This is a genomic window from Pseudomonas kielensis (genome assembly GCF_014236655.1).
Lineage (GTDB): Bacteria > Pseudomonadota > Gammaproteobacteria > Pseudomonadales > Pseudomonadaceae > Aquipseudomonas > Aquipseudomonas kielensis.
This window is the reverse complement of record NZ_JACMYG010000003.1, coordinates 272,575-297,080: the sequence shown is the minus strand read 5'-3', so window position 1 is coordinate 297,080 and position 24,506 is coordinate 272,575. Positions and strand designations below refer to the sequence as shown.

Genomic DNA, 24,506 nt, shown 5'->3' with positions numbered 1-24,506 from the left:
CCCGTCAGGTTCTTGAAGTTCTGGGTTCGATTCTCATACGGCTTTTTTCCGGGTTCCAATATAGAATTGGTCTGGATCAATACCTTAAAGGTATTCATTCCTGTGGACGGTGGAGGGCTCATGGAGCTGCGTCATTTGCGTTACTTCCAGGTGCTGGGGCAAACCCTGAATTTCACTCGCGCCGCCGAGCGCCTGCATATCGCCCAGCCGCCCCTGAGCCGGCAGATCCAGCAATTGGAAGATGAACTGGGGGTGGTGCTGCTCGAGCGTGGGCGGCCATTGCGCCTGACCGAGGCGGGACGATTTTTCCTCGAGCATTCCACGGCGCTGCTCGAGCAACTGCATAAGGTCTGCGACAACACGCGGCGTATCGGCCTGGGCGAGAAGACCTGGCTGGGCATCGGCTTTGCGCCTTCGACCCTGTATGGCGTGTTGCCCGAGCTGATTCGCCGCCTGCGCAGCAACGAGATCCTGGAACTGGAGCTGGGGCTGTCGGAAATGACCACCCTGCAACAGGTGCAGGCACTCAAGGCCGGGCGGATCGATGTCGGATTCGGGCGGATTCGCATCGACGACCCGGCGATCATCCAGACGGTGCTCAACGAAGACCGCCTGGTCGCCGCCCTGCCCGCTGGCCACCCTCTGCTGGCACGGCCCATCAGCCTCACCGAACTGGCCGCCGAACCCTTTGTGCTGTACCCGGGCAATCCCCGGCCGAGCTACGCCGACCACGTGATCGCGCTGTTCGAGTCCTACGGGGTCAGCATCAAGGTGGCGCAGTGGACCAACGAACTACAAACGGCGATCGGCCTGGTGGGGGCAGGAATCGGCGTGACGCTGGTACCGGCCTCGGTGCAATTGCTGCACCGCGACGACATCGGCTTCACCCCGCTGCTGGAAAGCAACGCCACCTCCCCGATCATCCTCAGCCAGCGCATCGGCGATGTATCCCCGGGGCTGAACCATTGCCTGCGGCTGATCGAGCAGTTGCGCAGTTCTAGATAGTTCGGCGCAAACCTTGCTCGCTCCCACAAGCCTTACAGATCCTACAGACCTCGGACTTCGTCGACGCCACGGTTGGCCAATTGGTCGGCGCGTTCGTTGCCCGGGTGACCGATGTGCCCGCGGACCCATTTCCAGGTCACGTTGTGGCGGTTGACCTGTTCGTCCAGTAGCCGCCACAGGTCGGCGTTTTTCACCGGTTCCTTGGCCGCGGTTTTCCAGCCGCGTTTCTTCCAGTTGACCATCCACTCGTTGATGCCTTTCATCACGTACTGCGAGTCGGTCACCAGCAGCACGTCGCAGGAACGCTTGAGCTCTTCCAGGCCGCGAATCGCGCCCATCAGCTCCATGCGGTTGTTGGTGGTATTGGCTTCACCGCCCCAGAGTTCCTTTTCCACGCCCTTGCATATCAGCAGTGCGCCCCAGCCGCCGGGGCCAGGGTTGCCTTTGCAGGCGCCGTCGGTGAAGAGTTCTACGCTATCGCTCATGCCAATCTATCCAGAAAATGTCGGTGGCTTGCCGATCAACGACCGACAACGCCTGAGGCCGGGCAAGCCCGGCCGGGAAAATAATGAGGGTGTTACGGATCGCTGTGGCGGCGGTTGACCTTGGCCATCGGCAGCGGGATCAGCTTGCCCATTGGCTCGCGGCGCACCTGGCGCACCGGGCGCAGGCCGACCACTATCTTGCGGGCCACCAATAAATAGAAGCCACCACCGGACACCTGCCAGTCTCCGGCCTTGCGTTCCCAACCGGCCAGGCGCGATTGCCAGGCGGGGGATGCGAGCGGCGGACGATAGCACCCGAAGCGGCGTTTCTCCAGCGCGAAGCCCAGCAGGTTGAGCCAGTCGGCAACCCGCGACGGCGAAATGCAGCGCGCTTTGCGCAGCCCGTCGTGGGCAAACACATGGCGCAGGCCCCAGGCGCTCCAGGGGTTGATACCGATGATCAGCAGGTGCCCGCCCGGCCGCACGGCACTGGCCGCTTCGCGCAACAGGCCATGGGGCGACAGGCAGAAGTCCAGGCCGTGCTGCATTACCACCACGTCGGCGGCGTGTTCGCTGAGGGGCCAGGCCTGTTCTTCGCAGACGATTTCCACCCCCGGCAACGGTGCGCCAAGGCGTACATTGCGCTGCACTTGGGGCGCATTGGGTGGGGATTCGGCAGACGGCCCGTAATGCACCAGGTAGCCACCAAAAAAACGCCCCAACTCGTCTTCGAGCATGCGCCGCTCTTCATTCAATAGCAGTTGCCCCAGGGGACCGGACAGCCACTCGCGGGCCGCGCTGATCAATGCCAGCCAGTCCGGATCAGCCTGAGCGAACGCTTTATCGGTCATTGCATTCTCCAATGCGCCAGGAAGCTCTAAGATGCACCAATGTCTTCCGCTTGGCGAATCCCGCGATGATACAGATCAGTGCTCTCCCCGCGTTCACCGACAACTACATCTGGTTGTTACAGGATCATCGCAGCCAGTGCTGTGCCGTGGTCGATCCAGGCGATGCCGCGCCGGTCCAGGCCTGGCTGGCCCAGCATCCGCAGTGGCGCCTGAGCGACATTCTGATCACCCACCATCACCATGATCACGTCGGCGGGGTCGAAACCCTGAAACACGCCACGGGCGCGACGGTCTACGGCCCGGCCAGCGAAAACATCCCCGGGCGCGACGTGGCCCTCAATGACAACGATCGGGTCAGCGTACTGGGCTGGGAGTTCGAGGTGTATGCGGTGCCTGGCCACACCCTGGGTCATATCGCCTATTACCACCATGGCCTGCTGTTCTGTGGCGACACCCTGTTCGCCGCCGGCTGCGGACGCCTGTTCGAAGGCACGCCGCAGCAGATGCACGACTCCCTCAGCCGCCTCGCCGCCCTGCCCGAGGACACCCTGGTGTACTGCACCCATGAGTACACTTTGAGTAACCTGCGTTTCGCCGTCGCGGTAGAGCCCGACAACCGGCACATCGCCGAGCGACTCGAGAAGGTCTCCCAGTTACGCCAAGCTGGACGCATGTCATTGCCGTCGACCCTGGCGCTGGAAAAGCTGACAAATCCGTTTCTGCGTACTGGCGTAACATCTGTTAAAGAAAAAATAGACGAACGGAACGGCCTCGATAACCGGGCGCCCAGTGAGGTTTTTGCGGCCTTGCGCGCATGGAAAGATAAGTTCTAAACAGTGCCACCATTGGCCGAAAAATTCTGAATGGTTGACCGCACCCGGTGCGCTTTCTAGAATCGCCCGACATTTTTGCCCGGAACTTACTTCCAGCCAATGTCGTCATCTATTCGTAAATCCATCCATTCAGACGCATTGACCCGCCTGGCTCAAGCCATCGCGGTAGCTGTGTCCGCCACCCTGGCGGGCTGTAGCAGCACCAGTCAGTTGCCGCAAACCGACGCGGCCCACACCTTATCCGTACGCACCAAGCAAAAACCGATCTGGCTCAGCGAGAAGCCCACCCCGGAAATCCCCCAGGATGTCTGGGAGCGCATGCGCCAGGGCTTCCAGCTGCAAGATGGCCTGGGCGTCAACCCACGCATCGAGCAACAGCGCCTGTGGTTCGCCAGTAACCCGTCCTACCTGGAAAGCGCCGGCGAGCGCGGCAGCCTGTACATCCACTACATTGTCGAACGCCTCGAAGAACGCAACATGCCGCTGGAACTGGCGCTGTTGCCAGTGATTGAAAGCTCTTACAACCCGATGGCCTACTCGCGCTCCCACGCCGTCGGCCTGTGGCAGTTCATTCCGTCCACCGGGCGTTACTTCAACCTGCGCCAGACCCGCTTCTACGACGGTCGTCGCGACATCACAGCCTCCACCACGGCAGCGATGGACTACCTGACCAAGCTGCATGACATGTTCAACGGCGACTGGCTGCTGGCCCTGGCGGCCTACAATGCCGGCGAAGGCACGGTCAGCCGGGCCATCGAGCGCAACGAAAAACTCGGCCTGCCCACCGACTACTGGAACCTGCCGCTGCCAGCGGAAACCCAGGCCTACGTGCCCAAGCTGCTGGCCCTCTCGCAAGTGGTGCTGGCGCCCGAAGCCTACGGTGTGAACCTCAACCCGATCGCCAACGAACCCTACTTCGAAGTCGTCGAGATCAACCAGCGCATGGACCTGTCCAAGGTTGCCGCGGTGGCCAACATCGACGAAGACGAACTGTTCCAGCTCAACCCGGCCTTCAAGCAACGCACCACCATCGACGGCCCCCAGCACCTGCTGGTGCCAACGTCCAAGGCGCAACTGCTGACGACCAGCCTGTCGACCATGAAACCCGAAGAGCTGATCAGCAAGCGTTCGCTCAAACCGGTGTTCGAGGGCGCCGACAGCCCGGTGCTTGCCACGGCCAAGCGTAACTATCGGGTCAAGCGTGGCGACAACCTGACATCCATCGCCAAGGCCAACCGGGTCGACGTCAAGGACCTGCAGCGCTGGAACAACTTGACCGGCAAGAACCTCAAGGCCGGCCAGACCCTGGTCATGCAGGACACCCGCAAGCGCAGCACCGGCCGCACCACCACGGTGCTGGCTGCCAACAGCAAGAAGCAGACCCAGTACAAGGTCAAGCAAGGCGACTCGTTGTACATGGTAGCCAAGCGCTTCAACGTCGAGATGCAACACCTCAAGCGCTGGAACCCTCGTGTTGGCCAGGCACTCAAGCCTGGACAGATGCTGACGGTCTCTTCTCCACGCTGATCCCGCCCCGCCTGCGATGGTCGCCAACGATGACGCGTACATCCTGAATCACCGCGTTGTTCTTTAGTTCATCGCTGGCAAGCCAGCTCCCACAGTTTCTGCCGCAATCCTTGTGGGAGCCGGCTTGCCGGCGATGGTCGTCAACGATGGCCCGTGTTGCGTGGGAGAACCTTGAACCCTACCTTTTTCCTGCCCATACAAGCTGTTACTGTACGAACCATGTAGCCCAAGCCGCCTGGATCGGATCTCTGACTTGAAGCGTCCCCTGCCCCTCTTCCTGATCAGTCTGGCCTTGAGCTTCCCCGCCTGCGCGACGATCAGCGAAAGCCATGGTTATGCGCAGTTCGGCACACTCAAGTACCCGACACGTTTCACCCACTTCGACTGGGTAAACCCGCAAGCGCCCAAGGGCGGTACCTTGCGGCTCATGGCCTTTGGCACGTTCGATACCCTCAACCCCTACACCTTCAAGGGCACCAGCCCGGTCGCCACGGCCAACTTCCTGCAGTACGGCATCAACGAGCTGAACGAGCCGTTGATGGTCGGCACCGGCCAGTACGCGCCATCAGGGGATGAGCCGGCCTCCAGCTATGGCCTGATCGCCCAGTCCGTCGAATACAGCGAGGACCGCAGCTGGGTGGTGTTCAACCTGCGGCCCGAAGCGCGCTTTCACGATGGCCATCCGATTACCGCCCGGGACGTGGCCTTCTCTTACCGGCTGCTGCTCAAGGAAGGCCATCCGCGCTACCGCACCAGCCTCCAGGAAGTGCAGCGGGTGGATATCCTCAACCCGCTGCGCATCCGCTTCGTGTTCAAGCGGGCGGGCAACCCCTTGCTGATCCTGCGCCTGGGCGAACTGCCGGTATTGCCCCAGCACTACTGGAAAGACCGCGACTTCAAGGCCACCACCTTCCAGGCGCCACTGGGCAGCGGGCCGTACCGCATCACCCAGGTGTCGCCAGGCCGGCAGTTGCTGTTCGAGCGAGTGAAGGATTACTGGGGCAAGGACTTGCCGGTCAATCGCGGCAAATACAACTACGATCGCGTGGAGGTGGAGTTCTATCGCGACAGCGACGTGGCGTTCGAAGCCTTCAAGGCCGGCGAGTTCGACATCTACATCGAGCACCAGGCGAAAAACTGGGCCAATGGCTACAACTTCCCCGCCGTACGCCGCGCTGAGGTGGTCAAGGCGCAGATCGAGCACCAGATCCCGACCCAGACCCAGGGCCTGTTCATGAACACCCGGCGCGCCGCCTTCGCCGACGCCAAGGTGCGCGAAGCCCTGGGCTTGATGTTCGACTTCGAGTGGACCAACCGCACCCTGTTCAGCGGCGCCTACAAACGGGCCATGAGTTTCTACCCCAACAGCGAATTCGCCGCCACGGGCCTGCCGGTGGGTCACGAGTGGCTGCTGCTCTCGCCCTATCGCGAGCAGTTGCCCGCCAAGCTGTTCACCGCGCCCTTCAGCCTGCCGCAGACCGATGGCCGCGGGATCCCCCGCGACACCCTGCGCCAGGCCCTGGGCCTGCTCGCCGAGGCCGGGTGGAAGCTCAATGGCCAGCGCCTGCAGAACGCCGCCGGCCAACCGCTGCGCCTGGAGATCCTGCTGGTCAATCCGAACCTGGAGCGCATTCTCCAGCCCTACACGGAAAACCTCGCCAGCATCGGCATCGACGCCCGCCTGCGCACCGTCGACCGGGCCCAGTACAAGCAACGCCTGGACCAGTTCGATTTCGACATGATCCTGATGACCCTCGACCAGACCCTGAGCCCGGGCCTGGAGCAGTGGCAGTACTTCCACTCCAGCCAGGTCAAGGTCAAGGGCAGCAAGAATTACGCTGGCGTGGCCAACCCGGTGGTCGACCACCTGCTGGAGCAACTGCTGGCCGCCCAATCCCGTGACGCGCAAATAGCCGCCGGCAAGGCCCTGGACCGCGTACTGCTGTGGCAGCACTACATCATTCCCAACTGGTACATCAATTATCATCGCCTGGCGTACCGCAACCGGTTCGCCTTCGTCACCACGCCGCCCTACACCCTGGGGCTCAACGCCTGGTGGCTGAAGACTTCGGAGAAAGCCCAATGATGCCTTTGCGTACCCTGCTGGGCCTAGTCTTCGCAGGACTGGCCTGCGTCGCCCAAGCGGCCCCGCAACATGCCCTGACCCTGTACAACGAGCCCCCCAAGTACCCCGCTGACTTCAAGCACTTTGACTACGTCAATCCCGATGCGCCCAAAGGCGGGATCTTCCGCCAGGCCGGTTTCGGCGGGTTCGACAGCCTCAACCCCTTCATCAGCAAAGGCGTGCCGGCCGACAACATCGACCTGATCTACGACACCCTGGCTCGTCAAAGCCTGGATGAACCCTTCACCGAGTACGGATTGCTGGCCGGCAAGATCGAAAAGGCCCCGGACAACAGCTGGGTACGTTATTACCTGCGCCCCGAAGCCCGCTTCCATGACGGCCATCCGGTGCGCGCCGAGGACGTGGTGTTCAGCTTCCAGACCCTGATCAAGGACGGCGCGCCCCTGTACCGCGGCTACTACGGTGACGTCGCCGAGGTGATCGCCGAAGACCCGCTGCGGGTCCTGTTCAAGTTCAAGCACACCAATAACCGCGAGCTGCCACTGATCCTTGGCCAATTGCCGGTGCTGCCCAAACACTGGTGGCAAAACCGCGATTTCAGCAAAGGCAACCTCGAGGCGCCGCTGGGCAGCGGTCCGTACCAGGTCAGCCAGGTCAAGGCCGGGCGCTCGATCCGCTATCAGCGGGTCAAGGACTACTGGGGCAAGGACCTGCCGATCAATCGCGGCTTCTACAATTTCGACACCCTGAGCACCGACTACTACCGCGATAACACGGTGGCACTGGAGGCACTCAAGGCCGGTCAGTTCGATTACTGGCTGGAAATGACCGCCAAGAACTGGGCCAACGCCTACAACATTCCCGCCGTCACCGAAGGTCGGCTGATCAAGGAGCAGATCCCCAACGGCAACCCCACCGGCATGCAAGGTTTCGTCTACAACCTGCGCCGCCCGTTGTTCCAGGATGTGCGGGTACGCCAGGCCCTGAGCCTGCTGCTGGACTTCGAGTGGACCAATAAACAGCTGTTCAACGGTGCCTACGCCCGCACCCGCAGCTACTTCGAAAACTCGGAAATGGCCGCCAGCGGCCTGCCGGACGCCGAGCAGTTGGCGATCCTCGAACCCCTGCGCGGCAAGATCCCCGACCCGGTGTTCAGCCAGGCCTTCGAAAACTCGGTGTGTGACGGCAGCGGCATGATCCGCGCCCAGCAGCGTCAGGCCTACCAACTGTTGCAGGAAGCCGGCTGGCGCATTGTCGACGACAAGATGGTCGACACCACCGGCAAACCGGTCAGCATCGAGTTCCTGCTGGCCCAGACCGAATTCGAGCGGGTCCTGCTGCCGTTCAAGCGCAACCTCAGCGACCTGGGGATCGAGCTGGTGATCCGCCGGGTCGACGTCTCCCAGTACATCACCCGCGTGCGCTCGCGGGACTTCGACATGGTGGTCGGCAGCTTCCCGCAGTCCAACTCGCCGGGCAACGAACAGCGCGAGTTCTGGAAATCGGAAAGCGCCGACAAGCCCGGCAGCCGCAACACCATCGGCCTGAAGGACCCGGCGATCGACCAACTGGTGGAACAACTGATCAACGCCGATTCGCGCCAGAGCCTGGTGGCCCACGCCAGGGCGCTCGACAGAGTGTTGCAATGGGGCTATTACGTGATCCCCAACTGGCACATCAAGACCTGGCGCGTGGCTTACTGGAATCACATCGGCCACCCCAGGATTTCGCCGGCCTATGACATAGGCATCAACACCTGGTGGATCAAGCCCGATGCCAAGCCCGCGATCGAGGTGCTGACCAACGAGCAAACCGAACCTGCAGGCGTGGAGCAATAAGATGCTGGCGTACATATTACGGCGACTGTTGCTGATCATCCCGACCCTGTTCGGCATCCTGTTGATCAACTTCGTGATCATCCAGGCGGCCCCCGGTGGCCCTGTGGAGCAGATGATCGCCAAGCTCGAAGGCTTTGAAGGCGCCACCAGCCGCATTGCCGGTGGCGGTGCGGAAGTCTCGGTGGCCGGCTCCAGCTACCGTGGCGCCCAGGGCCTGGACCCGGCGCTGATCAAGGAAATCGAGCACATGTACGGTTTCGACAAGTCGGCGCCGGAACGCTTGTGGATCATGGTCAAAAACTACGCCCGCCTGGATTTCGGTGAAAGCTTCTTTCGCGACGCCAAGGTCATCGACCTGATCAAGGAAAAGATGCCGGTGTCGATCTCCCTCGGGTTGTGGAGCACCCTGATCATGTACCTGGTGTCGATCCCCCTGGGGATCGCCAAGGCCACCCGCCACGGCAGCCACTTCGACGTCTGGACCAGCTCGGCGATCATCGTCGGCTACGCGATCCCGGCGTTCCTGTTTGCCATTCTGCTGATCGTGGTGTTCGCCGGGGGCAGTTACCTGGACTGGTTCCCCTTGCGTGGCCTGACCTCGAACAACTTCGACGAATTGAGCTGGAGCGGCAAGATCCTCGACTACTTCTGGCACCTGGCGCTGCCTGTGACAGCGTTGGTGATCGGCAACTTCGCGACCATGACCCTGCTGACCAAGAACAGCTTTCTCGACGAAATCAACAAACAGTACGTGGTCACGGCCCGGGCCAAGGGGCTGACCCGCCATCGGGTGCTCTATGGCCACGTGTTCCGCAATGCCATGCTGCTGGTGATCGCCGGATTCCCCTCGGCCTTCATCGGGATTTTCTTCACCGGCTCCCTGCTGGTGGAGGTGATCTTCTCTCTCGACGGCCTCGGCTTGATGAGTTTCGAGGCGGCGATCAACCGCGACTACCCGGTGGTCTTCGGCACGCTGTTCATCTTCACCTTGCTCGGCCTGGTGGTGAAACTGATCGGCGACCTCACCTACACCCTGGTCGATCCGCGCATCGACTTCGAAACCCGGGAGCATTGAGATGAACCTGTCCCCTCTCAACCGCCGGCGGTTCGAACTGTTCAAGGCCAACAAGCGTGGCTGGTGGTCGCTGTGGCTGTTCCTGATCCTGTTTGGCCTGAGCCTGGGCGCCGAACTGATTGCCAACGACAAGCCGCTGGCGGTGCACTACGACGGCGAGTGGTACTTCCCGGCACTCAAGCGCTACCCGGAGACCACCTTCGGCGGCGAATTCCCGCTGGAGGCCAACTACAAGAGCCCCTACATCCGCGAACTGCTCAAGGCCAAGGACGCCTGGACCCTGTGGGCCCCCATCCCCTTCAGCTATCAGAGCATCAACTACGACCTGAAAGTCCCGGCCCCGGCCCCGCCCTCGGCGGATAACCTGCTGGGCACCGACGACCAGGGCCGGGACGTGCTCGCGCGGGTGATCTATGGCTTTCGGGTGTCGGTATTGTTTGCCCTGACCCTGACCGTGCTCAGCTCGATCATCGGCGTCATCGCCGGCGCCCTGCAGGGCTTTTATGGCGGCTGGGTCGACCTGCTGGGCCAGCGCTTCCTGGAAATCTGGTCGGGCTTGCCGGTGCTGTACCTGCTGATCATCCTCGCCAGCTTCGTGCAGCCCAATTTCTGGTGGCTGCTGGGGATCATGCTGCTGTTTTCCTGGATGAGCCTGGTGGACGTGGTGCGCGCCGAGTTCCTGCGTGGGCGCAACCTGGAATACGTGCGCGCCGCCCGGGCGCTGGGCATGCAGAACGGGGCAATCATGTTCCGCCATATCCTGCCCAACGCCATGGTCTCGACCATGACCTTCATGCCGTTCATTCTCACGGGCGCCATCGGCACCCTCACCGCCCTGGACTTCCTTGGTTTTGGCCTGCCGCCCGGCGCCCCGTCCCTGGGTGAGCTGGTGGCCCAGGGCAAATCCAACCTGCAGGCACCCTGGCTGGGCATCAGTGCCTTTGCCGTGCTGGCGGTGATGCTCAGCCTGCTGGTGTTTATCGGCGAGTCCGCTCGCGATGCCTTCGACCCGAGGAAGTGAAATGAGTCAGGACAATCTGATCGAAGTGCGCGACCTCAGCGTCGAGTTCGTGGTTGGCGAGCACCAGCAGCGCGTGGTGCAAGGCGTCAGCTTCGACATCAAGCGCGGGGAAACCCTGGCCCTGGTGGGCGAAAGCGGATCGGGCAAGTCGGTCACGGCGCACTCGATCCTGCGCCTGCTGCCCTACCCCCTGGCCCGTCACCCCACGGGGACCATCAACTACGCCGGGCACGACCTGCTGAGCCTGAAAGAGAAAACCATCCGCCACATCCGTGGTAACCGGATCGCGATGATCTTCCAGGAGCCCATGACCTCGCTGAACCCGCTGCACAGCATCGAGAAGCAGATCAACGAAGTGCTCGGGATCCACAAGGGCCTGACCGGCAAGGTCGCGACCCGGCGCACCCTGGAACTGCTGGAGCTGGTGGGCATCCCCGAGCCGCACAAGCGCCTCAAGGCCCTGCCCCACGAGTTGTCCGGCGGCCAACGCCAGCGGGTGATGATCGCCATGGCCCTGGCCAACGAGCCCGAACTGCTGATCGCCGACGAACCGACCACTGCGCTGGACGTCACCGTGCAGCTGAAAATCCTCGAGTTGCTCAAGGAGTTGCAGGCGCGCCTGGGCATGGCGCTGCTGCTGATCAGCCACGATTTGAACCTGGTGCAAAGAATTGCGCATCGGGTATGTGTCATGCAGCGCGGTTGCATCGTCGAACAGGCATCCTGTGAACAATTGTTTCGAGCGCCGCAGCATCCGTACACCCGTGAGCTGTTGGCCGCCGAGCCCAGCGGGCAGCCTGCAACCAATGAAATCGGGCCGCCGCTGCTGCAAGTCGAGGACCTGAAAGTCTGGTTCCCGATCAAGAAAGGCTTCTTGCGCAAGACGGTCGATTACGTAAAAGCGGTGGACGGCATCAACTTCAGCCTGCCCCAGGGTCAGACCCTGGGCATTGTCGGCGAGAGTGGCTCGGGAAAATCGACCCTGGGCCTGGCGATTTTGCGTCTGATCGCCAGCAAAGGCGCGATCCGCTTTGAAGGCAAGCAGCTGGACGGCTTGACGCAGCAGCAGGTCAGGCCGCTGCGGCGGGAGATGCAAGTGGTCTTCCAGGACCCCTTCGGCAGCCTGAGCCCACGCATGTGCGTGAGCCAGATCGTCGGCGAAGGCTTGCAGATCCACAAGATCGGTACGCAAGCCGAACAGGAGCTGGCTATCATTGCAGCCCTTGAGGAGGTAGGACTGGACCCGGCAACCCGGCACCGCTACCCCCATGAATTTTCCGGTGGGCAACGGCAAAGAATCGCCATTGCCCGGGCTTTAGTGCTAAAACCGGCGTTGATTTTGCTGGACGAGCCGACTTCGGCTCTGGACCGCACCGTGCAACGCCAAGTGGTTGAACTGCTGCGCAGACTGCAAAGCAAGTACAACCTGACGTATCTGTTTATCAGCCATGACCTGGCTGTGGTGAAAGCGCTTAGCCACCAGTTGATGGTGGTCAAGCATGGCCAAGTGGTCGAACAGGGAGACGCGCAAGGTATCTTTGCCGCCCCCCAACATCCGTATACACAGCAGTTGCTGGAAGCCGCTTTCCTGGCACCAGCCACTGCGCAATAACCTGAAAGAGGAGCAACACATGGGTTTTCTCGCCGGTAAGCGCGTACTGATCGTCGGTGTCGCCAGCAAGCTGTCCATCGCATCCGGCATCGCTGCCGCCATGCATCGCGAGGGCGCTGAGCTTGCCTTCACTTATCAGAACGACAAACTCAAGGGTCGCGTCGAAGAGTTCGCACAAGGCTGGGGCTCGAGCCCTGAGCTGTGCTTCCCGTGCGACGTGGCCAGCGATGAAGAAATCGCCAAGGTCTTCGAAGCACTGAGCAAGAAGTGGGACGGCCTGGACTGCATCGTGCACTCCGTCGGCTTCGCCCCGGGCGACCAACTGGACGGCGACTTCACCGAAGCCACCACCCGTGACGGTTTCCGTATTGCCCACGACATCAGCGCCTACAGCTTCGTGGCCCTGGCCAAGGCTGGTCGCGAAATGATGAAAGGCCGCAACGGCAGCCTGCTGACCCTGTCGTACCTGGGCGCCGAGCGCACCATGCCGAACTACAACGTAATGGGCATGGCCAAGGCTTCCCTGGAAGCTGGCGTACGTTACCTGGCCGGCTCCCTGGGCCCGGACGGTACCCGCGTGAACTGCGTATCGGCTGGCCCGATCCGCACCCTGGCGGCTTCCGGCATCAAGAACTTCCGCAAAATGCTGGCCGCCAACGAAGCGCAAACCCCGCTGCGTCGTAACGTCACCATCGACGAAGTCGGCAATGCCGGCGCGTTCCTGTGCTCGGACCTGGCGTCCGGCATCAGCGGCGAAATCATGTACGTGGACGGCGGCTTCAACACCACCGCCATGGGCAACATCGAAGAGTAATCTTCGCGTTGCACGAAAAAGCCCGCCGATTACGGCGGGTTTTTTTATGCCTTGGGCTGAGCCCCCTACCTCTTGGCGATCGCCGCCGATGCCGCCAGCATCGCCCGCAACAACACCGCACAACCCGCCGCCAGGTCGTCTGGCGCGGCGTTTTCAATTTCGTTGTGACTGATGCCGCCCTCGCACGGCACGAAGATCATCCCGGCCGGGCCCAGCTCAGCGAGGAAGATCGCGTCATGCCCCGCGCCACTGACGATGTCCATATGGGACAGGCCCAAGCCCTGGGCCGCGCCGCGCACGGCTTCGACACAGCCCTGGTCGAAGTACAACGGCGGGAAATCGGCGGTCGGCGTCAGCTCATAGGTCAGGCCGTGCTCCTGACAGGTACTGTCGATCACCTGGCGCACCTCATCGATCATCGAGTCCAGGCGCGCCGGCTGCAGATGCCGGAAGTCCAGGGTCATGCGCACCTCGCCGGGGATCACGTTGCGCGATCCCGGATAGGCTTGCAGGCAACCAACGGTGCCACAGGCGTGGGGCTGATGACCAAGGGCCGCGCGATTGACCGCGCCGACGATCACGGCAGCGCCCACCAGGGCGTCCTTGCGCAGGTGCATCGGCGTCGGTCCGGCGTGGGCCTCGACACCGCGCAGCTTGAGATCGAACCATTTCTGCCCCAGCGCCCCCATCACCACGCCGATGGTCTTGCGCTCGTCCTCCAGGATCGGTCCTTGCTCGATGTGCGCTTCAAAGTAGGCCCCCACCGCATGCCCGCTGACCTGGCGCGGCCCGGCATAACCGATGGCGTTGAGGGCTTCACCGACGCTCACCCCCTCGGCATCGACCTTGGCCAGGGTTTCTTCCAGGGTGAACTTTTCGGCAAACACCCCGGAACCCATCATGCACGGGGCAAAACGCGAGCCTTCTTCGTTGGTCCAGACCACCACTTCCAGTGGCGCCTCAGTCTCTATTCCCAGGTCGTTGAGCGTGCGCAGCACTTCGACCCCGGCCAGCACGCCAAAACAGCCGTCGAACTTGCCACCGGTGGGCTGGGTGTCGATGTGGCTGCCGGTCATCACCGGCGGCAAGTCCGGGTTGCGCCCCGGGCGACGGGCAAAAATGTTGCCGACGGCATCGATGCTCACGCTGCACCCAGCGTCCTCGCACCAGCGCACAAAGATGTCCCGGGCCTGGCGGTCAAGGTCAGTCAGCGCCAGGCGACAGACGCCGCCCTTGACCGTGGCGCCGAGCTTGGCCAGTTCCATGAGCGACTGCCACAGGCGGTCGCGATTGATGTGCTGATGGTTCGATTGCAGAACGTCTACGGCCGCGTTCATGGGGTTCTCCTCAGGCTGTCATTGTTTTGTCAGGTACCAGGCAAATGCTCCGCTCTGTGGGAGCGGGCTTGCCCGCGATGAGGCCTGCAGTCATACCGCCGATTTCGCAATGGAAGCGTCCGGCCGCATCGTGCACAACCCGTAGTAAATCAGGCCTCCCAGGGCCGAACCGGTGAACCAGCCGTAGCTGTAGAACCAACTGAACGCATCGCTGCCCAGGGACAGCAGGGTCAGCACCACCGGTACGCCGAACGCGACGAAACCGAACCAGTTCCATGCCGGGTACACGTCATCGCGGTACAGCCCCGCCAGGTCCAGTCGCTGTTTCTTGATCAGGAAATAGTCCACCACCATGATCCCGGCAATCGGTCCGAGCAAGCTCGAATAACCCAGCAGCCAGTTGGAGTACACCGACTCAAGGCTGATCTCGGAGACAATCCAGCCCAGTTTTTTCAGCAACTCATGGCCCATCAGGGCCAGGCCCACGAATCCGGTGAGCATCACTGCCGTGGTCCGGTTGATCAGTTTGGGTGCCAGGTTCTGGAAGTCATTGGTGGGCGACACGATGTTCGCCGCGGTGTTGGTGGACAAGGTCGCGATGATGATCAAGGCCATGGCCAGCGCGACCCAGAGCGGGCTCTGGATGTGGCCAATGAGGGTCACCGGATCGGACACTGTCACCCCCACCAGCTTTTCCGAAGCAGCGGTGAGCACTACGCCCAGGGCGGCGAACAGGAACATGGTCAGCGGCAGGCCAATGATTTGCCCGACGATCTGGTCCTTCTGGCTTTTGGCGTAGCGGCTGAAATCCGGAATGTTCAACGACAGGGTGGCCCAGAAGCCGACCATGGCGGTCAACCCGGCGAAAAAGTAACTCCAGACGCTGGCGCCTTCCGGGCGCTTGGGCGGCTGCGCCAGCAACTCGGTCATGGAAACGTTCGGCATGGCCCACACCAGCAGCCCCAGCCCCACCAGTACCAACAGTGGCGCCGACAGCGTCTCCAGCCATTTGATCGACTCGGCCCCGCGCAGCACTACCCACAGGTTCAGGGCCCAGAACACCATGAAGCCAATGACCTCGCCGGTACCGCCGAGGGATTTCCAGCCCTCGAAGATCGAGCCCAGGAACAGGTGGATCGCCAGCCCGCCGAACATGGTCTGGATGCCGAACCAGCCGCAGGCCACCAGGGCGCGGATCAGACAGGGCACGTTGGAGCCAATCACCCCGAAGGAGGAGCGCAGCAATACCGGGAACGGAATACCGTACTTGGTCCCGGCAAACGCATTGAGGGTCAGTGGAATCAGGACGATGACGTTGGCCAGCAGGATCGCCAGCAGCGCTTCGCCGACGCTCAGGCCGAAGTACGCCGTCAGCACCCCGCCCAGGGTGTAGGTCGGCACGCAGATCGACATGCCGACCCACAGGGCGGTGATGTGCCATTTGTTCCAGGTGCGCTCGTGCACCTTGGTCGGGGCAATGTCGTGGTTGTACCTGGGGCTGTCGAGGACGTCACTGCCGGCGTCCAGTTCGTACAACCCGTCGCGCTCGGTGACCTGGGATCTGTTCTGTTGCATGGCCGCTCCACTGTTCTTTTGATTATTTTGCTCATCGGGCTGGCCAACGGAGTATCCGCGAGCCAAACGATGGCCGGAGAACTGACGACTTTTACCGACCGGCCAAGGTGTCAGCGGCGGCAATCAATAAGCGTGCCGCCGACGCTGCCAGGCTTTGCTGCGGATCAGTAAAATCCATGTAAACAACTGATATCAATTGGTTTCTGTTTCAAAACTATCCCGTCTGCAACAACCCGCCCGCACACTCAGGCTAACTGCCAGGCAAGTTGTCCAACCCGTCAGGACTCATTCTGGTGCGTTATATTTATAGATGAATTTCTCAAGCGCCACAGGCTGACCTCAAATGGCTGATTTCACATGACAAATCTCGACCATATTGGGTTCCTGTCAAGTGCGTCAAAATGGTGAACGGCTGCACCAATATGCGAATTCTCACTTTTATCCTTTTATATTCAATAACTTAATATTGTTATAAGCATATAAAAAATATTCTTGCTCATTCGCTTAACTCCAGCTAGCGTTTAATCCTGACAGCGCTGACAGGAATATAACTTCCTTAGCCTGCTACATATAAAACACTTAGAACCGGCACAAGCCGGTCTTGCCTGCGAGGAACTCGGAATGTCTCTGTTGATCCGTGGCGCCACTGTTATTACCCATGATGAAAGTTACCGCGCCGATGTCCTCTGCGCCGACGGCCTGATCAAAGCCATCGGTAACAACCTGGAAGTTCCCGCAGGCTGCGAAGTGCTCGATGGCAGCGGGCAGTACCTGATGCCCGGCGGCATCGACCCTCACACCCACATGCAACTGCCCTTCATGGGCACAGTGGCCAGCGAAGACTTCTACAGCGGCACCGCCGCGGGCCTTGCCGGCGGCACCACCTCGATCATCGACTTCGTGATCCCCAACCCCCAGCAGTCCCTGCTCGAAGCGTTTCATCAATGGCGCGGCTGGGCCGAGAAGTCCGCCGCGGACTACGGCTTTCATGTCGCCATCACCTGGTGGAGCGAGCAGGTCCGCGAGGAAATGGCCGAGTTGGTCAGCCAGCATGGGGTCAACAGCTTCAAGCACTTTATGGCCTACAAGAACGCCATCATGGCGGCCGACGACACCCTGGTCGCCAGCTTCGAGCGCTGCCTGGAACTCGGGGCCGTGCCGACCGTACACGCGGAAAACGGCGAACTGGTCTACCACCTGCAACGCAAGTTGATGGCCCAGGGCATGACCGGGCCTGAAGCGCACCCGCTGTCGCGTCCGTCACAGGTCGAGGGTGAGGCGGCCAGCCGGGCGATCCGCATCGCCGAAACCCTTGGTACGCCGCTGTACCTGGTCCACGTCTCGACCAAGGAAGCCCTGGACGAAATCACCTATGCCCGCAGCAAGGGGCAACCGGTCTACGGTGAAGTGCTGGCTGGGCACCTGCTGCTGGACGACAGCGTCTACCAGCATCCGGACTGGCACACCGCCGCCGGCTACGTGATGAGCCCGCCCTTCCGCCCCCGCGGCCACCAAGAGGCGCTCTGGCACGGCCTGCAATCGGGCAACCTGCACACCACCGCCACCGACCACTGCTGTTTCTGCGCCGATCAGAAAGCCGCCGGTCGCGAGGATTTCAGCAAGATCCCCAATGGCACGGCCGGCATCGAAGACCGCATGGCGGTGCTCTGGGATGAAGGCGTCAACAGCGGGCGGCTGTCGATGCAGGAGTTCGTGGCGCTCACCTCCACCAACACCGCGAAGATCTTCAACCTCTACCCGCGCAAGGGCGCGATCCGCGTGGGCGCCGACGCCGACCTGGTGCTGTGGGATCCACACGGCACTCGCACCATCTCGGCCAAGACCCATCACCAGCAAGTCGACTTCAACATCTTCGAAGGCAAGACCGTGCGCGGCATTCCCAGCCATACCATCAGCCAGGGCCGGCTGGTCTGGGCCGATGGCGACCTGCGGGCCGAACGGGGTGCCGGGCGCTACATCGAACGCCCGGCCTACCCGGCGGTATTCGACCTGCTGAGCAAGCGCGCCGAATTGCACAAGCCGGTGGCAGTGAAGCGCTGAGATCCGGGCCCACACAGGCCATACAAAAACCAATGCCCGTCAGAGGCAAACCCTCAAATAACCGTGAGGCCAAGACCGTGATCAATTCCTTGAACCACTTGCCCCATCCCCTTGAGGATGGCGCCACCCTCGCCGGCCATTTCAGCGACCTGGCCCCGCCCCTCACCGCGCGCCAGGCCGAGGTCGAAGCCTCGCGCTGCCTGTACTGCTACGACGCGCCGTGCGTCAACGCCTGCCCCAGCGAGATCGACATCCCCTCCTTCATCCGCAACATCCACCAGGACAACGTCCAGGGCGCCGCGCAGAAAATCCTCTCGGCGAACATTCTCGGCGGCAGTTGCGCCCGGGTCTGCCCGACCGAAATCCTCTGCCAGCATGCCTGCGTGCGCAACAACGCCGAAGAGTGCGCGCCGGTACTGATCGGCCTGTTGCAACGCTACGCCATCGACAACGCACACTTTCGCGAGCATCCGTTCCAGCGCGCCGCCGCCACCGGCAAGCGCATTGCTGTGGTCGGCGCCGGGCCCGCCGGATTGTCCTGCGCGCACCGCAGTGCCATGCACGGCCATGACGTGGTGATCTTCGAAGCCCGGGAAAAAGCCGGTGGTCTCAATGAATACGGGATCGCCAAGTACAAGCTGGTGGATGACTTCGCCCAGCACGAGCTGGATTTCCTCCTGCAAATCGGCGGCATCGAAATCCGCCACGGGCACAAGCTTGGCGACAACCTGAGCCTCAGCGACCTGCACCAACAGTTCGACGCCGTGTTCCTCGGCCTCGGCCTGGCCGCCAGCAAACAACTGGGGCTGCCCCACGAGGACGCGCCGGGGATGCTGGCCGCCACCGATTACATCCGCGAACTGCGCCAGACCGATGACCTCAGCCAACTGCCCCTGGCCGAGCATTGCATCGTCCTCGGCGCCGGCAACACCGCCATCGACATGGCGGTGCAAATGGCCCGCCTCGGCGCCCGCGACGTCAACCTGGTATACCGCCGGGGTGTGCCGGACATGGGCGCCACCGACCATGAACAGGACATCGCCAAGGCCAACCAGGTGCGCCTGCTGACCTGGGCCCAACCCGAGCAAGTACTGCTCGACGACCAGGGCCTGGTCCGCGGCATGCGCTTCGCCCGCACCCGCATGGATGAGGGGCGGCTGGTCACCACCGGCGAGACCTTCGAACTGGCCGCCGATGCCATTTTCAAGGCCATCGGCCAGAGCTTTGACGAGCACGCCCTGAGCGATCCGCTGGCCAGCCAACTGCAGCGCCAGGGCGGGCGAATCCAGGTGGACGAACAGATGCAAACCAGCATTCCCGGGGTCTATGCCGGGGGCGACTGCACCAGCCTCGACCAGGACCTTACCGTGCAAGCGGTGCAGCACGGCAAACTCGCCGCGCAAGCCATGCATGCCCGACTCATGCTCAACGTGGAGGCTGCGTAATGGCCGATCTCTCGATTGTCTTCGCCGGCATCAAGGCGCCCAACCCCTTCTGGCTGGCTTCAGCACCGCCCACCGACAAGGCCTACAACGTGGTTCGAGCCTTCGAGGCCGGTTGGGGCGGCGTGGTCTGGAAAACCCTGGGCGAGGACCCGGCGGCGGTCAACGTGTCATCGCGCTACTCCGCGCACTTTGGCGCCAACCGTGAAGTCATGGGCATCAACAACATCGAACTGATCACCGACCGCTCGCTGGAGATCAACCTGCGGGAAATCACCCAGGTCAAGAAAGACTGGCCGGACCGCGCCCTGATCGTCTCGCTGATGGTGCCCTGCGTCGAGGAGTCGTGGAAACACATCCTGCCGCTGGTTGAAGCCACCGGCGCGGACGGCATCGAGCTGAACTTCGGCTGCCCCCACGGCATGCCGGAGCGCGGCATGGGCGCGGCGGTGGGCCAGGTGCCGGAATACGTCGAACAAGTGACCCGCTGGTGCAAGACCTATTGCTCGCTGCCGGTGATCGTCAAGCTCACGCCGAACATCACCGACATCCGCGTCGCCGCCCGGGCGGCCCATCGTGGTGGGGCCGATGCGGTGTCACTGATCAATACCATCAACTCAATCACCAGCGTCGACCTCGACCGCATGGTCGCCCTGCCCATGGTCGGCAACCAGAGTACCCACGGCGGTTACTGCGGCTCGGCGGTCAAGCCGATTGCCTTGAACATGGTCGCCGAAATCGCCCGTGACCCGCAGACCCAGGGCCTGCCAATCTGCGGCATCGGTGGCATCGGCAGTTGGCGCGACGCCGCCGAATTCATGGCCCTGGGCAGCGGCGCGGTGCAAGTGTGCACGGCGGCAATGCTGCACGGCTTCCGGATCGTCGAGGACATGAAGGACGGCCTGTCGCGCTGGATGGACAGCCAAGGTTACGCCAGCGTGCAGGACTTCGCGGGGCGCGCGGTGGGCAACACCACCGACTGGAAGTACCTGGACATCAACTACCAGGTGATCGCCCGGATCGACCAGCAGGCCTGCATCGGCTGCGGACGTTGCCACATCGCCTGCGAAGACACCTCGCACCAGGCCGTTGCCAGCCTCAAGCAGGCCGACGGCAGCCACAAGTACCAGGTGATCGACGACGAATGCGTGGGCTGCAACCTGTGCCAGATCACCTGCCCGGTGCAGGATTGCATCGAGATGGTGCCGGTCGATAACGGCAAACCCTTCCTCGACTGGAACCATGATCCGCGTAATCCCTACCACGTCGCTATCTGACCGATCGTCATCGCGAGCAGACGGAGCGCCGCCCGTTTGCTCGCGATGAAGTCAGCCCGGACAATCCCGACCTCAAGGCTCCAACCCAATCCCGCGCAAGATCACACTGGTCACCGTCTGCACCGCCCTCTCGAACTGCATGTCCGACAGCGGCTGGTGCTCGTTGAGAATGTTCACCTGGTGATCAAAGTCCGCGTAGTGCTGGGTCGAGGCCCAGATCATGTACAGCAGGCTGGAAGGCTCGACCGGGAGGATGCGCTGGTCGTCGACCCATTGGCGGATTTTCGCTTCTTTCATCTTGGCCCAGTCGTACAGGCTGGCGTCCAGCGCCAAGCCCAGGGTCGGTGCGCCATGGATGATTTCGTTGGCCCAGACTTTCGAGCCATAGGGGCGGCTACGTGAGTGCTGCATTTTCGCGCGGATGTAGCTGCTCAACACCACCCGTGGATCATCGAACATCTCGAAGCACAGCGCGTCCTGTTTCCACACTTCCAGCAAGTCGAAGAGCACGGCGCTGTAAAGTTCGGTCTTGGTGCTGAAGTAGTAATGCAGGTTGGAGCGCGGCAATTGCACTTCCCTGGCAATGTCCGCCATCGCGGTGCTGCCAAAGCCTTTTTCGGCGAAGACTTTTTCCGCGGCCAGGAGGATTTTCTCGACGTTGCTGCGACGGATCTCGATCTTGTGATTGCCCATGGGGGCTCCCTGTCAGCGGCATTTCCCAAGACTAGCATTGGCGACACGCGAAACGAAACGTCGTACGCCCAAGGCCGCCAATGAGCGCAGCTCAGCCCAGCAACTGGCTCAGCACCGCGCGCAACTTGCCGGGTTTCACCGGTTTGTTGAGCAACGGCGCATCCAGTCTGTGCAAGGATTGCCGACATTGGTCGGTGCGGTCGGCAGTGATGATCACCGCCGGGATCACCTGCTGGAAATGCTCGCGCAAATGCCGCACCACCTCACTGCCCACCACCCCGTGGTCCAGGTGATAGTCCGCCAGAATCAGTTCCGGAGCCTGGCCCATCAAGTTGCTCAGGGCCGAGCTTTCATCCGTGGCCGTGACCACCTCGCAGCCCCACTGCCCAAGCAACGCACTCATGCTCTGCAGGATGCTCACTTCGTTGTCCAGCACCAGCAAGCGGCGGCCCGGCAGCGGATTGCCGGTGCCCGCCTGGGGCACCGCGAGGCTGATGGGCAACGGGATGTCGTCGCAGATCGGCACATCGATGCTGAACATCGACCCGCGTCCCGGCAAGGAATGCACCTGAACCCGGTAATCGAGGATCTTGGCGATCCGCTCGACAATCGCCAGGCCCAGGCCGACCCCCTTGCGGTCGGCCGCACGGCCGACATCCAGCTGATTGAATTCGAGGAAGATCGAGTCCAGACGATCTGCGGCAATGCCGCGCCCGGTGTCCCAGACTTCCAGGCGCAAGGCCGCGCCCCGCCGGCGGGCGGCCAGCAGGATGCTGCCCTGCTCGGTGTAGCGGCAGGCATTGCTGAGGAAGTTGCGCAGGATACGGGTCATCAGCCGCAGGTCGGTACGGATTCCGAAGTCCCCCATGCGCACCCGCAAGTTCAGCCCGGCAGCTTGAGCCACCGACTGGAACTCCGAGACCAGCGGGCCGAGCAGTTCGTCGAGCCGATACAGGGCCACGTCGGGCTTTACCGCGGCCTGGTCCAGGCGCGAGATGTCCAGCAAGTCGGTCAGCAGGTCCTCGGCCCCTTCCAGGGCCTGATGGGTGCGTTCCACCAACACCTGCTCGACCTCCGGCAGATGGCGCTCGCGCAGGGTCGAGACCAGCAGCCGCGCGGCGTTGAGCGGTTGCAGCAGGTCGTGACTGGCCGCCGCCAGGTACTTGTCCTTGCTGTGGTTGGCAGCCTGGGCGGCGTCCCGGGCTTCACGCAGGGCATGCTCGATCTGCTCGCGCTCGGCGATCTGCTGTTGCAGGTTGCGGTTGGCCTCGAGCAATTCGTCGGTGCGCGCGGTGACCCGCTGCTCCAGTTGATCATTGAGCTGTTGCAGGCGCTCCTGGGCCAGTTTGCGTTCGGTGATGTCGGCGACAAACCCTTCCACCAACCCTTCCTGATCGGGCTTGAGCAACAGGTTCATCAGCACGTCCAGCGCGCTGCCGTCCTTGCGCCGCAACTGGGTCTCGTAGCCCAGCAGGCTGCGCTCGCGTTGCAGGATCTCGCGAATCTGTTCCAGCTCGCGGGCACCACCGACAAACAGCGTGTCGGCCAGGTCTGTCAGGGAGAACAGCACATCCTGCGGGTCTGCGTAGCCGAGCATCCGCGCCAACGCCGGGTTGGCCGCGCGCATGCCCTCCAGCAGGCTGGCCTGGAACACCCCGTGCACGGCGTTTTCGAACAGCCACTTGTAGCGATTGCGCTCCGCTTCCAACTCTTTAAGGCGCGCTGCCAGCTCCGGGTAATGACTCTTGCGGGCCGAGTGATTGCCCAGCCCCAGCAGCCCGGCCAGCGCCTGTTGCTGCTGGTCAGAGGGCTTCGCCATAGACGACCTCGACATCCCGCTGACTGGACTCGCGCGGATTGGTGAGAATGCACGGGTCATCCATCGCGTGTTGCGAGAGGAACGGGATATCCGCCGTACTGACCCCATGCAGGCCCAGGGTTTCGTGGAAACCGATGGCGTGCTTGAGGGCGATCAGGTGCTCCACCAGGCGCCCGCAGATCTGCCGGTGGTTAAGGCCACGGCAGTCGATGCCAAAGGTCTCGGCGATCACCTTGAAGCGCTCCGGCGCCGAGCTGTAGTTGAACGCCACCACGTGCTCCACCAGCACCGCGTTGCACAGCCCGTGCGGCAGGTCGAGAAAGCCACCCAGGCTATGGGACATGGCATGCACCGCGCCCAGGATCGCGTTGGAGAACGCCAGCCCGGCCTGCATGCTGCCGAGCATGATTTTTTCCCGCAGGGCGATGTCCGCGGGGTTGGCAATCATCTGCACCAGGTTGCCATTGATCAGCCGCATCGCCTCCAGGGCATGGGGATCGGTCAGCGGCCCGTGTCCGGTGGACACAAAGGCTTCGATGGCATGCACCAACGCATCGATGCCGGTACAGGCCGACAGGAACGGGTCCATGCTCAATGTGGTTTCCGGGTCGATCAGCGACACGTCGGGCACCACCGCCTTGCTGACAATGGAGAACTTCATGCGCTCCTGCTGGTTGGAGATGATCACGAACTGGGACACATCCGCCGAAGTACCGGCAGTGGTCGGGATCAGGATCAGCGGCGGGCTGGGGACACGAATGGTGTCCACGCCTTCGAACTCGAGAATGCTGCGCCCGTGGGCGACCACAATGCCAATGCCTTTGCCGCAGTCCATCGGGCTGCCGCCACCGACCGCGACAATCACGTCGCAGTGATTCTCCCGATACAGCTCGGCACCGAGCATGACTTCTTCGACCCGCGGGTTGGGCGACACATCGCTGTAGAGGAAGTAGTCGATGCCCTGGGCCTGCAGGCTGGCCTCGACATCCGCGACCCAGCCGGCGGCAATCACCCCCGGGTCGCTGACCACCAGCACCTTGCGGGCGCCGAAGGTCTTGGCATAGTTGCCGACGTTGTGCCGGCAACCGGCACCGAAGATGATTTCAGGGGAAACGAACTTACGCAGTTGGCTGAGACTCTGGCTCATTGGAAAGC

General features: G+C 62.5%; 19 protein-coding genes. 12 read left to right on the top strand and 7 right to left on the bottom strand.

The features are described from left to right. The first annotated feature begins 120 nt into the window (after positions 1-120). Positions 121-1,005: a LysR family transcriptional regulator gene (locus tag H7995_RS04615; protein WP_166591136.1), complete on the top strand. Its 885-nt coding sequence runs from the start codon at positions 121-123 to the stop codon at positions 1,003-1,005. A 41-nt stretch (positions 1,006-1,046) separates the two neighbouring features. Here H7995_RS04615 and rnhA read toward each other — a convergent pair whose 3' ends face one another. Continuing rightward, a complete protein-coding gene (rnhA, locus tag H7995_RS04610; RefSeq protein ID WP_095168836.1) occupies positions 1,047-1,490 on the bottom strand; it encodes a ribonuclease HI in 444 nt (147 codons plus the stop codon). Between the two features lie 92 nt (positions 1,491-1,582). Beyond that, the gene (locus H7995_RS04605; RefSeq protein ID WP_166591135.1) at positions 1,583-2,341 is read right to left on the bottom strand and encodes a class I SAM-dependent methyltransferase; all 759 of its coding nucleotides are present in this window, start codon (positions 2,339-2,341) and stop codon (positions 1,583-1,585) included. A gap of 65 nt (positions 2,342-2,406) precedes the next feature. Here H7995_RS04605 and gloB point away from each other — a divergent pair, with 65 nt between their 5' ends. From gloB to fabI, 8 genes are all read left to right on the top strand, one after another. Continuing rightward, positions 2,407-3,174, top strand: coding sequence for a hydroxyacylglutathione hydrolase (gloB, locus tag H7995_RS04600; RefSeq protein ID WP_185818057.1), 768 nt, complete (start codon positions 2,407-2,409; stop codon positions 3,172-3,174). A 99-nt stretch (positions 3,175-3,273) separates the two neighbouring features. Next, entirely contained in the window at positions 3,274-4,701 is a 1,428-nt protein-coding gene (locus H7995_RS04595; protein WP_166591133.1) for a transglycosylase SLT domain-containing protein, read from the top strand. Between the two features lie 253 nt (positions 4,702-4,954). Further along, the gene (locus H7995_RS04590; RefSeq protein WP_166591132.1) at positions 4,955-6,787 is read left to right on the top strand and encodes an extracellular solute-binding protein; all 1,833 of its coding nucleotides are present in this window, start codon (positions 4,955-4,957) and stop codon (positions 6,785-6,787) included. Beyond that, complete coding sequence (locus tag H7995_RS04585) at positions 6,784-8,625, top strand: extracellular solute-binding protein (RefSeq protein WP_185818056.1); 1,842 nt, start codon at positions 6,784-6,786, stop codon at positions 8,623-8,625. Before H7995_RS04590 ends, H7995_RS04585 begins: the two co-directional genes overlap by 4 nt. Before the next feature lies 1 nt (position 8,626). After that, positions 8,627-9,700 (top strand): microcin C ABC transporter permease YejB, encoded by a 1,074-nt coding sequence (locus H7995_RS04580; protein ID WP_095168842.1) that lies wholly within the window; start codon positions 8,627-8,629, stop codon positions 9,698-9,700. A gap of 1 nt (position 9,701) precedes the next feature. After that, the gene (locus H7995_RS04575; RefSeq protein ID WP_166591129.1) at positions 9,702-10,721 is read left to right on the top strand and encodes an ABC transporter permease; all 1,020 of its coding nucleotides are present in this window, start codon (positions 9,702-9,704) and stop codon (positions 10,719-10,721) included. Position 10,722: 1 nt separating this feature from the next. Further along, positions 10,723-12,333 (top strand): ABC transporter ATP-binding protein, encoded by a 1,611-nt coding sequence (locus tag H7995_RS04570; protein ID WP_166591128.1) that lies wholly within the window; start codon positions 10,723-10,725, stop codon positions 12,331-12,333. A 19-nt stretch (positions 12,334-12,352) separates the two neighbouring features. Then, complete coding sequence (gene fabI / locus H7995_RS04565; protein WP_007910591.1) at positions 12,353-13,147, top strand: enoyl-ACP reductase FabI; 795 nt, start codon at positions 12,353-12,355, stop codon at positions 13,145-13,147. 65 nt (positions 13,148-13,212) lie between these two features. On the opposite strand, the gene H7995_RS04560 is transcribed toward fabI, so the two are convergent. Both H7995_RS04560 and H7995_RS04555 read right to left on the bottom strand, forming a co-directional pair. Further along, positions 13,213-14,484, bottom strand: a complete 1,272-nt coding sequence (locus H7995_RS04560) for a Zn-dependent hydrolase (protein ID WP_185818055.1) — start codon at positions 14,482-14,484, stop codon at positions 13,213-13,215. Between the two features lie 90 nt (positions 14,485-14,574). After that, entirely contained in the window at positions 14,575-16,059 is a 1,485-nt protein-coding gene (locus H7995_RS04555) for an NCS1 family nucleobase:cation symporter-1 (RefSeq protein WP_185818054.1), read from the bottom strand. 621 nt (positions 16,060-16,680) lie between these two features. Between H7995_RS04555 and hydA the strand changes: the two genes are divergently transcribed. The 3 genes from hydA (at position 16,681) to preA (ending at position 20,839) form a co-directional block, all read left to right on the top strand. After that, a complete protein-coding gene (hydA, locus tag H7995_RS04550; RefSeq protein ID WP_185818053.1) occupies positions 16,681-18,120 on the top strand; it encodes a dihydropyrimidinase in 1,440 nt (479 codons plus the stop codon). A 77-nt stretch (positions 18,121-18,197) separates the two neighbouring features. Continuing rightward, positions 18,198-19,565 (top strand): FAD-dependent oxidoreductase, encoded by a 1,368-nt coding sequence (locus H7995_RS04545; RefSeq protein WP_185818052.1) that lies wholly within the window; start codon positions 18,198-18,200, stop codon positions 19,563-19,565. After that, on the top strand, positions 19,565-20,839 hold the full coding sequence (preA, locus tag H7995_RS04540; protein WP_185818051.1) for an NAD-dependent dihydropyrimidine dehydrogenase subunit PreA: 1,275 nt from the start codon (positions 19,565-19,567) through the stop codon (positions 20,837-20,839). The genes H7995_RS04545 and preA overlap by 1 nt, the downstream gene beginning before the upstream one ends. Positions 20,840-20,911: 72 nt before the next feature. Here the strand turns inward: preA and H7995_RS04535 are convergent, their stop codons facing one another. The 3 genes from H7995_RS04535 to ercA all read right to left on the bottom strand — a co-directional run bounded on the left by H7995_RS04535 (position 20,912) and on the right by ercA (position 24,498). After that, positions 20,912-21,532 carry a TetR/AcrR family transcriptional regulator gene (locus H7995_RS04535; protein ID WP_166591607.1) on the bottom strand — a complete coding sequence of 207 codons (621 nt, stop codon included), beginning with the start codon at positions 21,530-21,532 and terminating at the stop codon, positions 20,912-20,914. A gap of 91 nt (positions 21,533-21,623) precedes the next feature. Then, complete coding sequence (locus H7995_RS04530; RefSeq protein WP_166591606.1) at positions 21,624-23,351, bottom strand: PAS domain-containing hybrid sensor histidine kinase/response regulator; 1,728 nt, start codon at positions 23,349-23,351, stop codon at positions 21,624-21,626. Then, on the bottom strand, positions 23,335-24,498 hold the full coding sequence (gene ercA / locus H7995_RS04525; protein WP_095168854.1) for an alcohol dehydrogenase-like regulatory protein ErcA: 1,164 nt from the start codon (positions 24,496-24,498) through the stop codon (positions 23,335-23,337). Before ercA ends, H7995_RS04530 begins: the two co-directional genes overlap by 17 nt. Positions 24,499-24,506 lie beyond the last annotated feature (8 nt).

What these genes read in the sequence shown, in the direction of transcription:
- H7995_RS04615 (WP_166591136.1), top strand. Translation starts at nt 121, where the DNA reads ATGGAGCTGCGTCATTTGCGTTACTTCCAGGTGCTGGGGCAAACCCTG.
- rnhA (WP_095168836.1), bottom strand. Translation starts at nt 1,490, where the DNA reads ATGAGCGATAGCGTAGAACTCTTCACCGACGGCGCCTGCAAAGGCAAC.
- H7995_RS04605 (WP_166591135.1), bottom strand. Translation starts at nt 2,341, where the DNA reads ATGACCGATAAAGCGTTCGCTCAGGCTGATCCGGACTGGCTGGCATTG.
- gloB (WP_185818057.1), top strand. Translation starts at nt 2,407, where the DNA reads ATGATACAGATCAGTGCTCTCCCCGCGTTCACCGACAACTACATCTGG.
- H7995_RS04595 (WP_166591133.1), top strand. Translation starts at nt 3,274, where the DNA reads ATGTCGTCATCTATTCGTAAATCCATCCATTCAGACGCATTGACCCGC.
- H7995_RS04585 (WP_185818056.1), top strand. Translation starts at nt 6,784, where the DNA reads ATGATGCCTTTGCGTACCCTGCTGGGCCTAGTCTTCGCAGGACTGGCC.
- H7995_RS04580 (WP_095168842.1), top strand. Translation starts at nt 8,627, where the DNA reads ATGCTGGCGTACATATTACGGCGACTGTTGCTGATCATCCCGACCCTG.
- H7995_RS04575 (WP_166591129.1), top strand. Translation starts at nt 9,702, where the DNA reads ATGAACCTGTCCCCTCTCAACCGCCGGCGGTTCGAACTGTTCAAGGCC.
- H7995_RS04570 (WP_166591128.1), top strand. Translation starts at nt 10,723, where the DNA reads ATGAGTCAGGACAATCTGATCGAAGTGCGCGACCTCAGCGTCGAGTTC.
- fabI (WP_007910591.1), top strand. Translation starts at nt 12,353, where the DNA reads ATGGGTTTTCTCGCCGGTAAGCGCGTACTGATCGTCGGTGTCGCCAGC.
- H7995_RS04560 (WP_185818055.1), bottom strand. Translation starts at nt 14,484, where the DNA reads ATGAACGCGGCCGTAGACGTTCTGCAATCGAACCATCAGCACATCAAT.
- H7995_RS04555 (WP_185818054.1), bottom strand. Translation starts at nt 16,059, where the DNA reads ATGCAACAGAACAGATCCCAGGTCACCGAGCGCGACGGGTTGTACGAA.
- hydA (WP_185818053.1), top strand. Translation starts at nt 16,681, where the DNA reads ATGTCTCTGTTGATCCGTGGCGCCACTGTTATTACCCATGATGAAAGT.
- preA (WP_185818051.1), top strand. Translation starts at nt 19,565, where the DNA reads ATGGCCGATCTCTCGATTGTCTTCGCCGGCATCAAGGCGCCCAACCCC.
- H7995_RS04535 (WP_166591607.1), bottom strand. Translation starts at nt 21,532, where the DNA reads ATGGGCAATCACAAGATCGAGATCCGTCGCAGCAACGTCGAGAAAATC.
- H7995_RS04530 (WP_166591606.1), bottom strand. Translation starts at nt 23,351, where the DNA reads ATGGCGAAGCCCTCTGACCAGCAGCAACAGGCGCTGGCCGGGCTGCTG.
- ercA (WP_095168854.1), bottom strand. Translation starts at nt 24,498, where the DNA reads ATGAGCCAGAGTCTCAGCCAACTGCGTAAGTTCGTTTCCCCTGAAATC.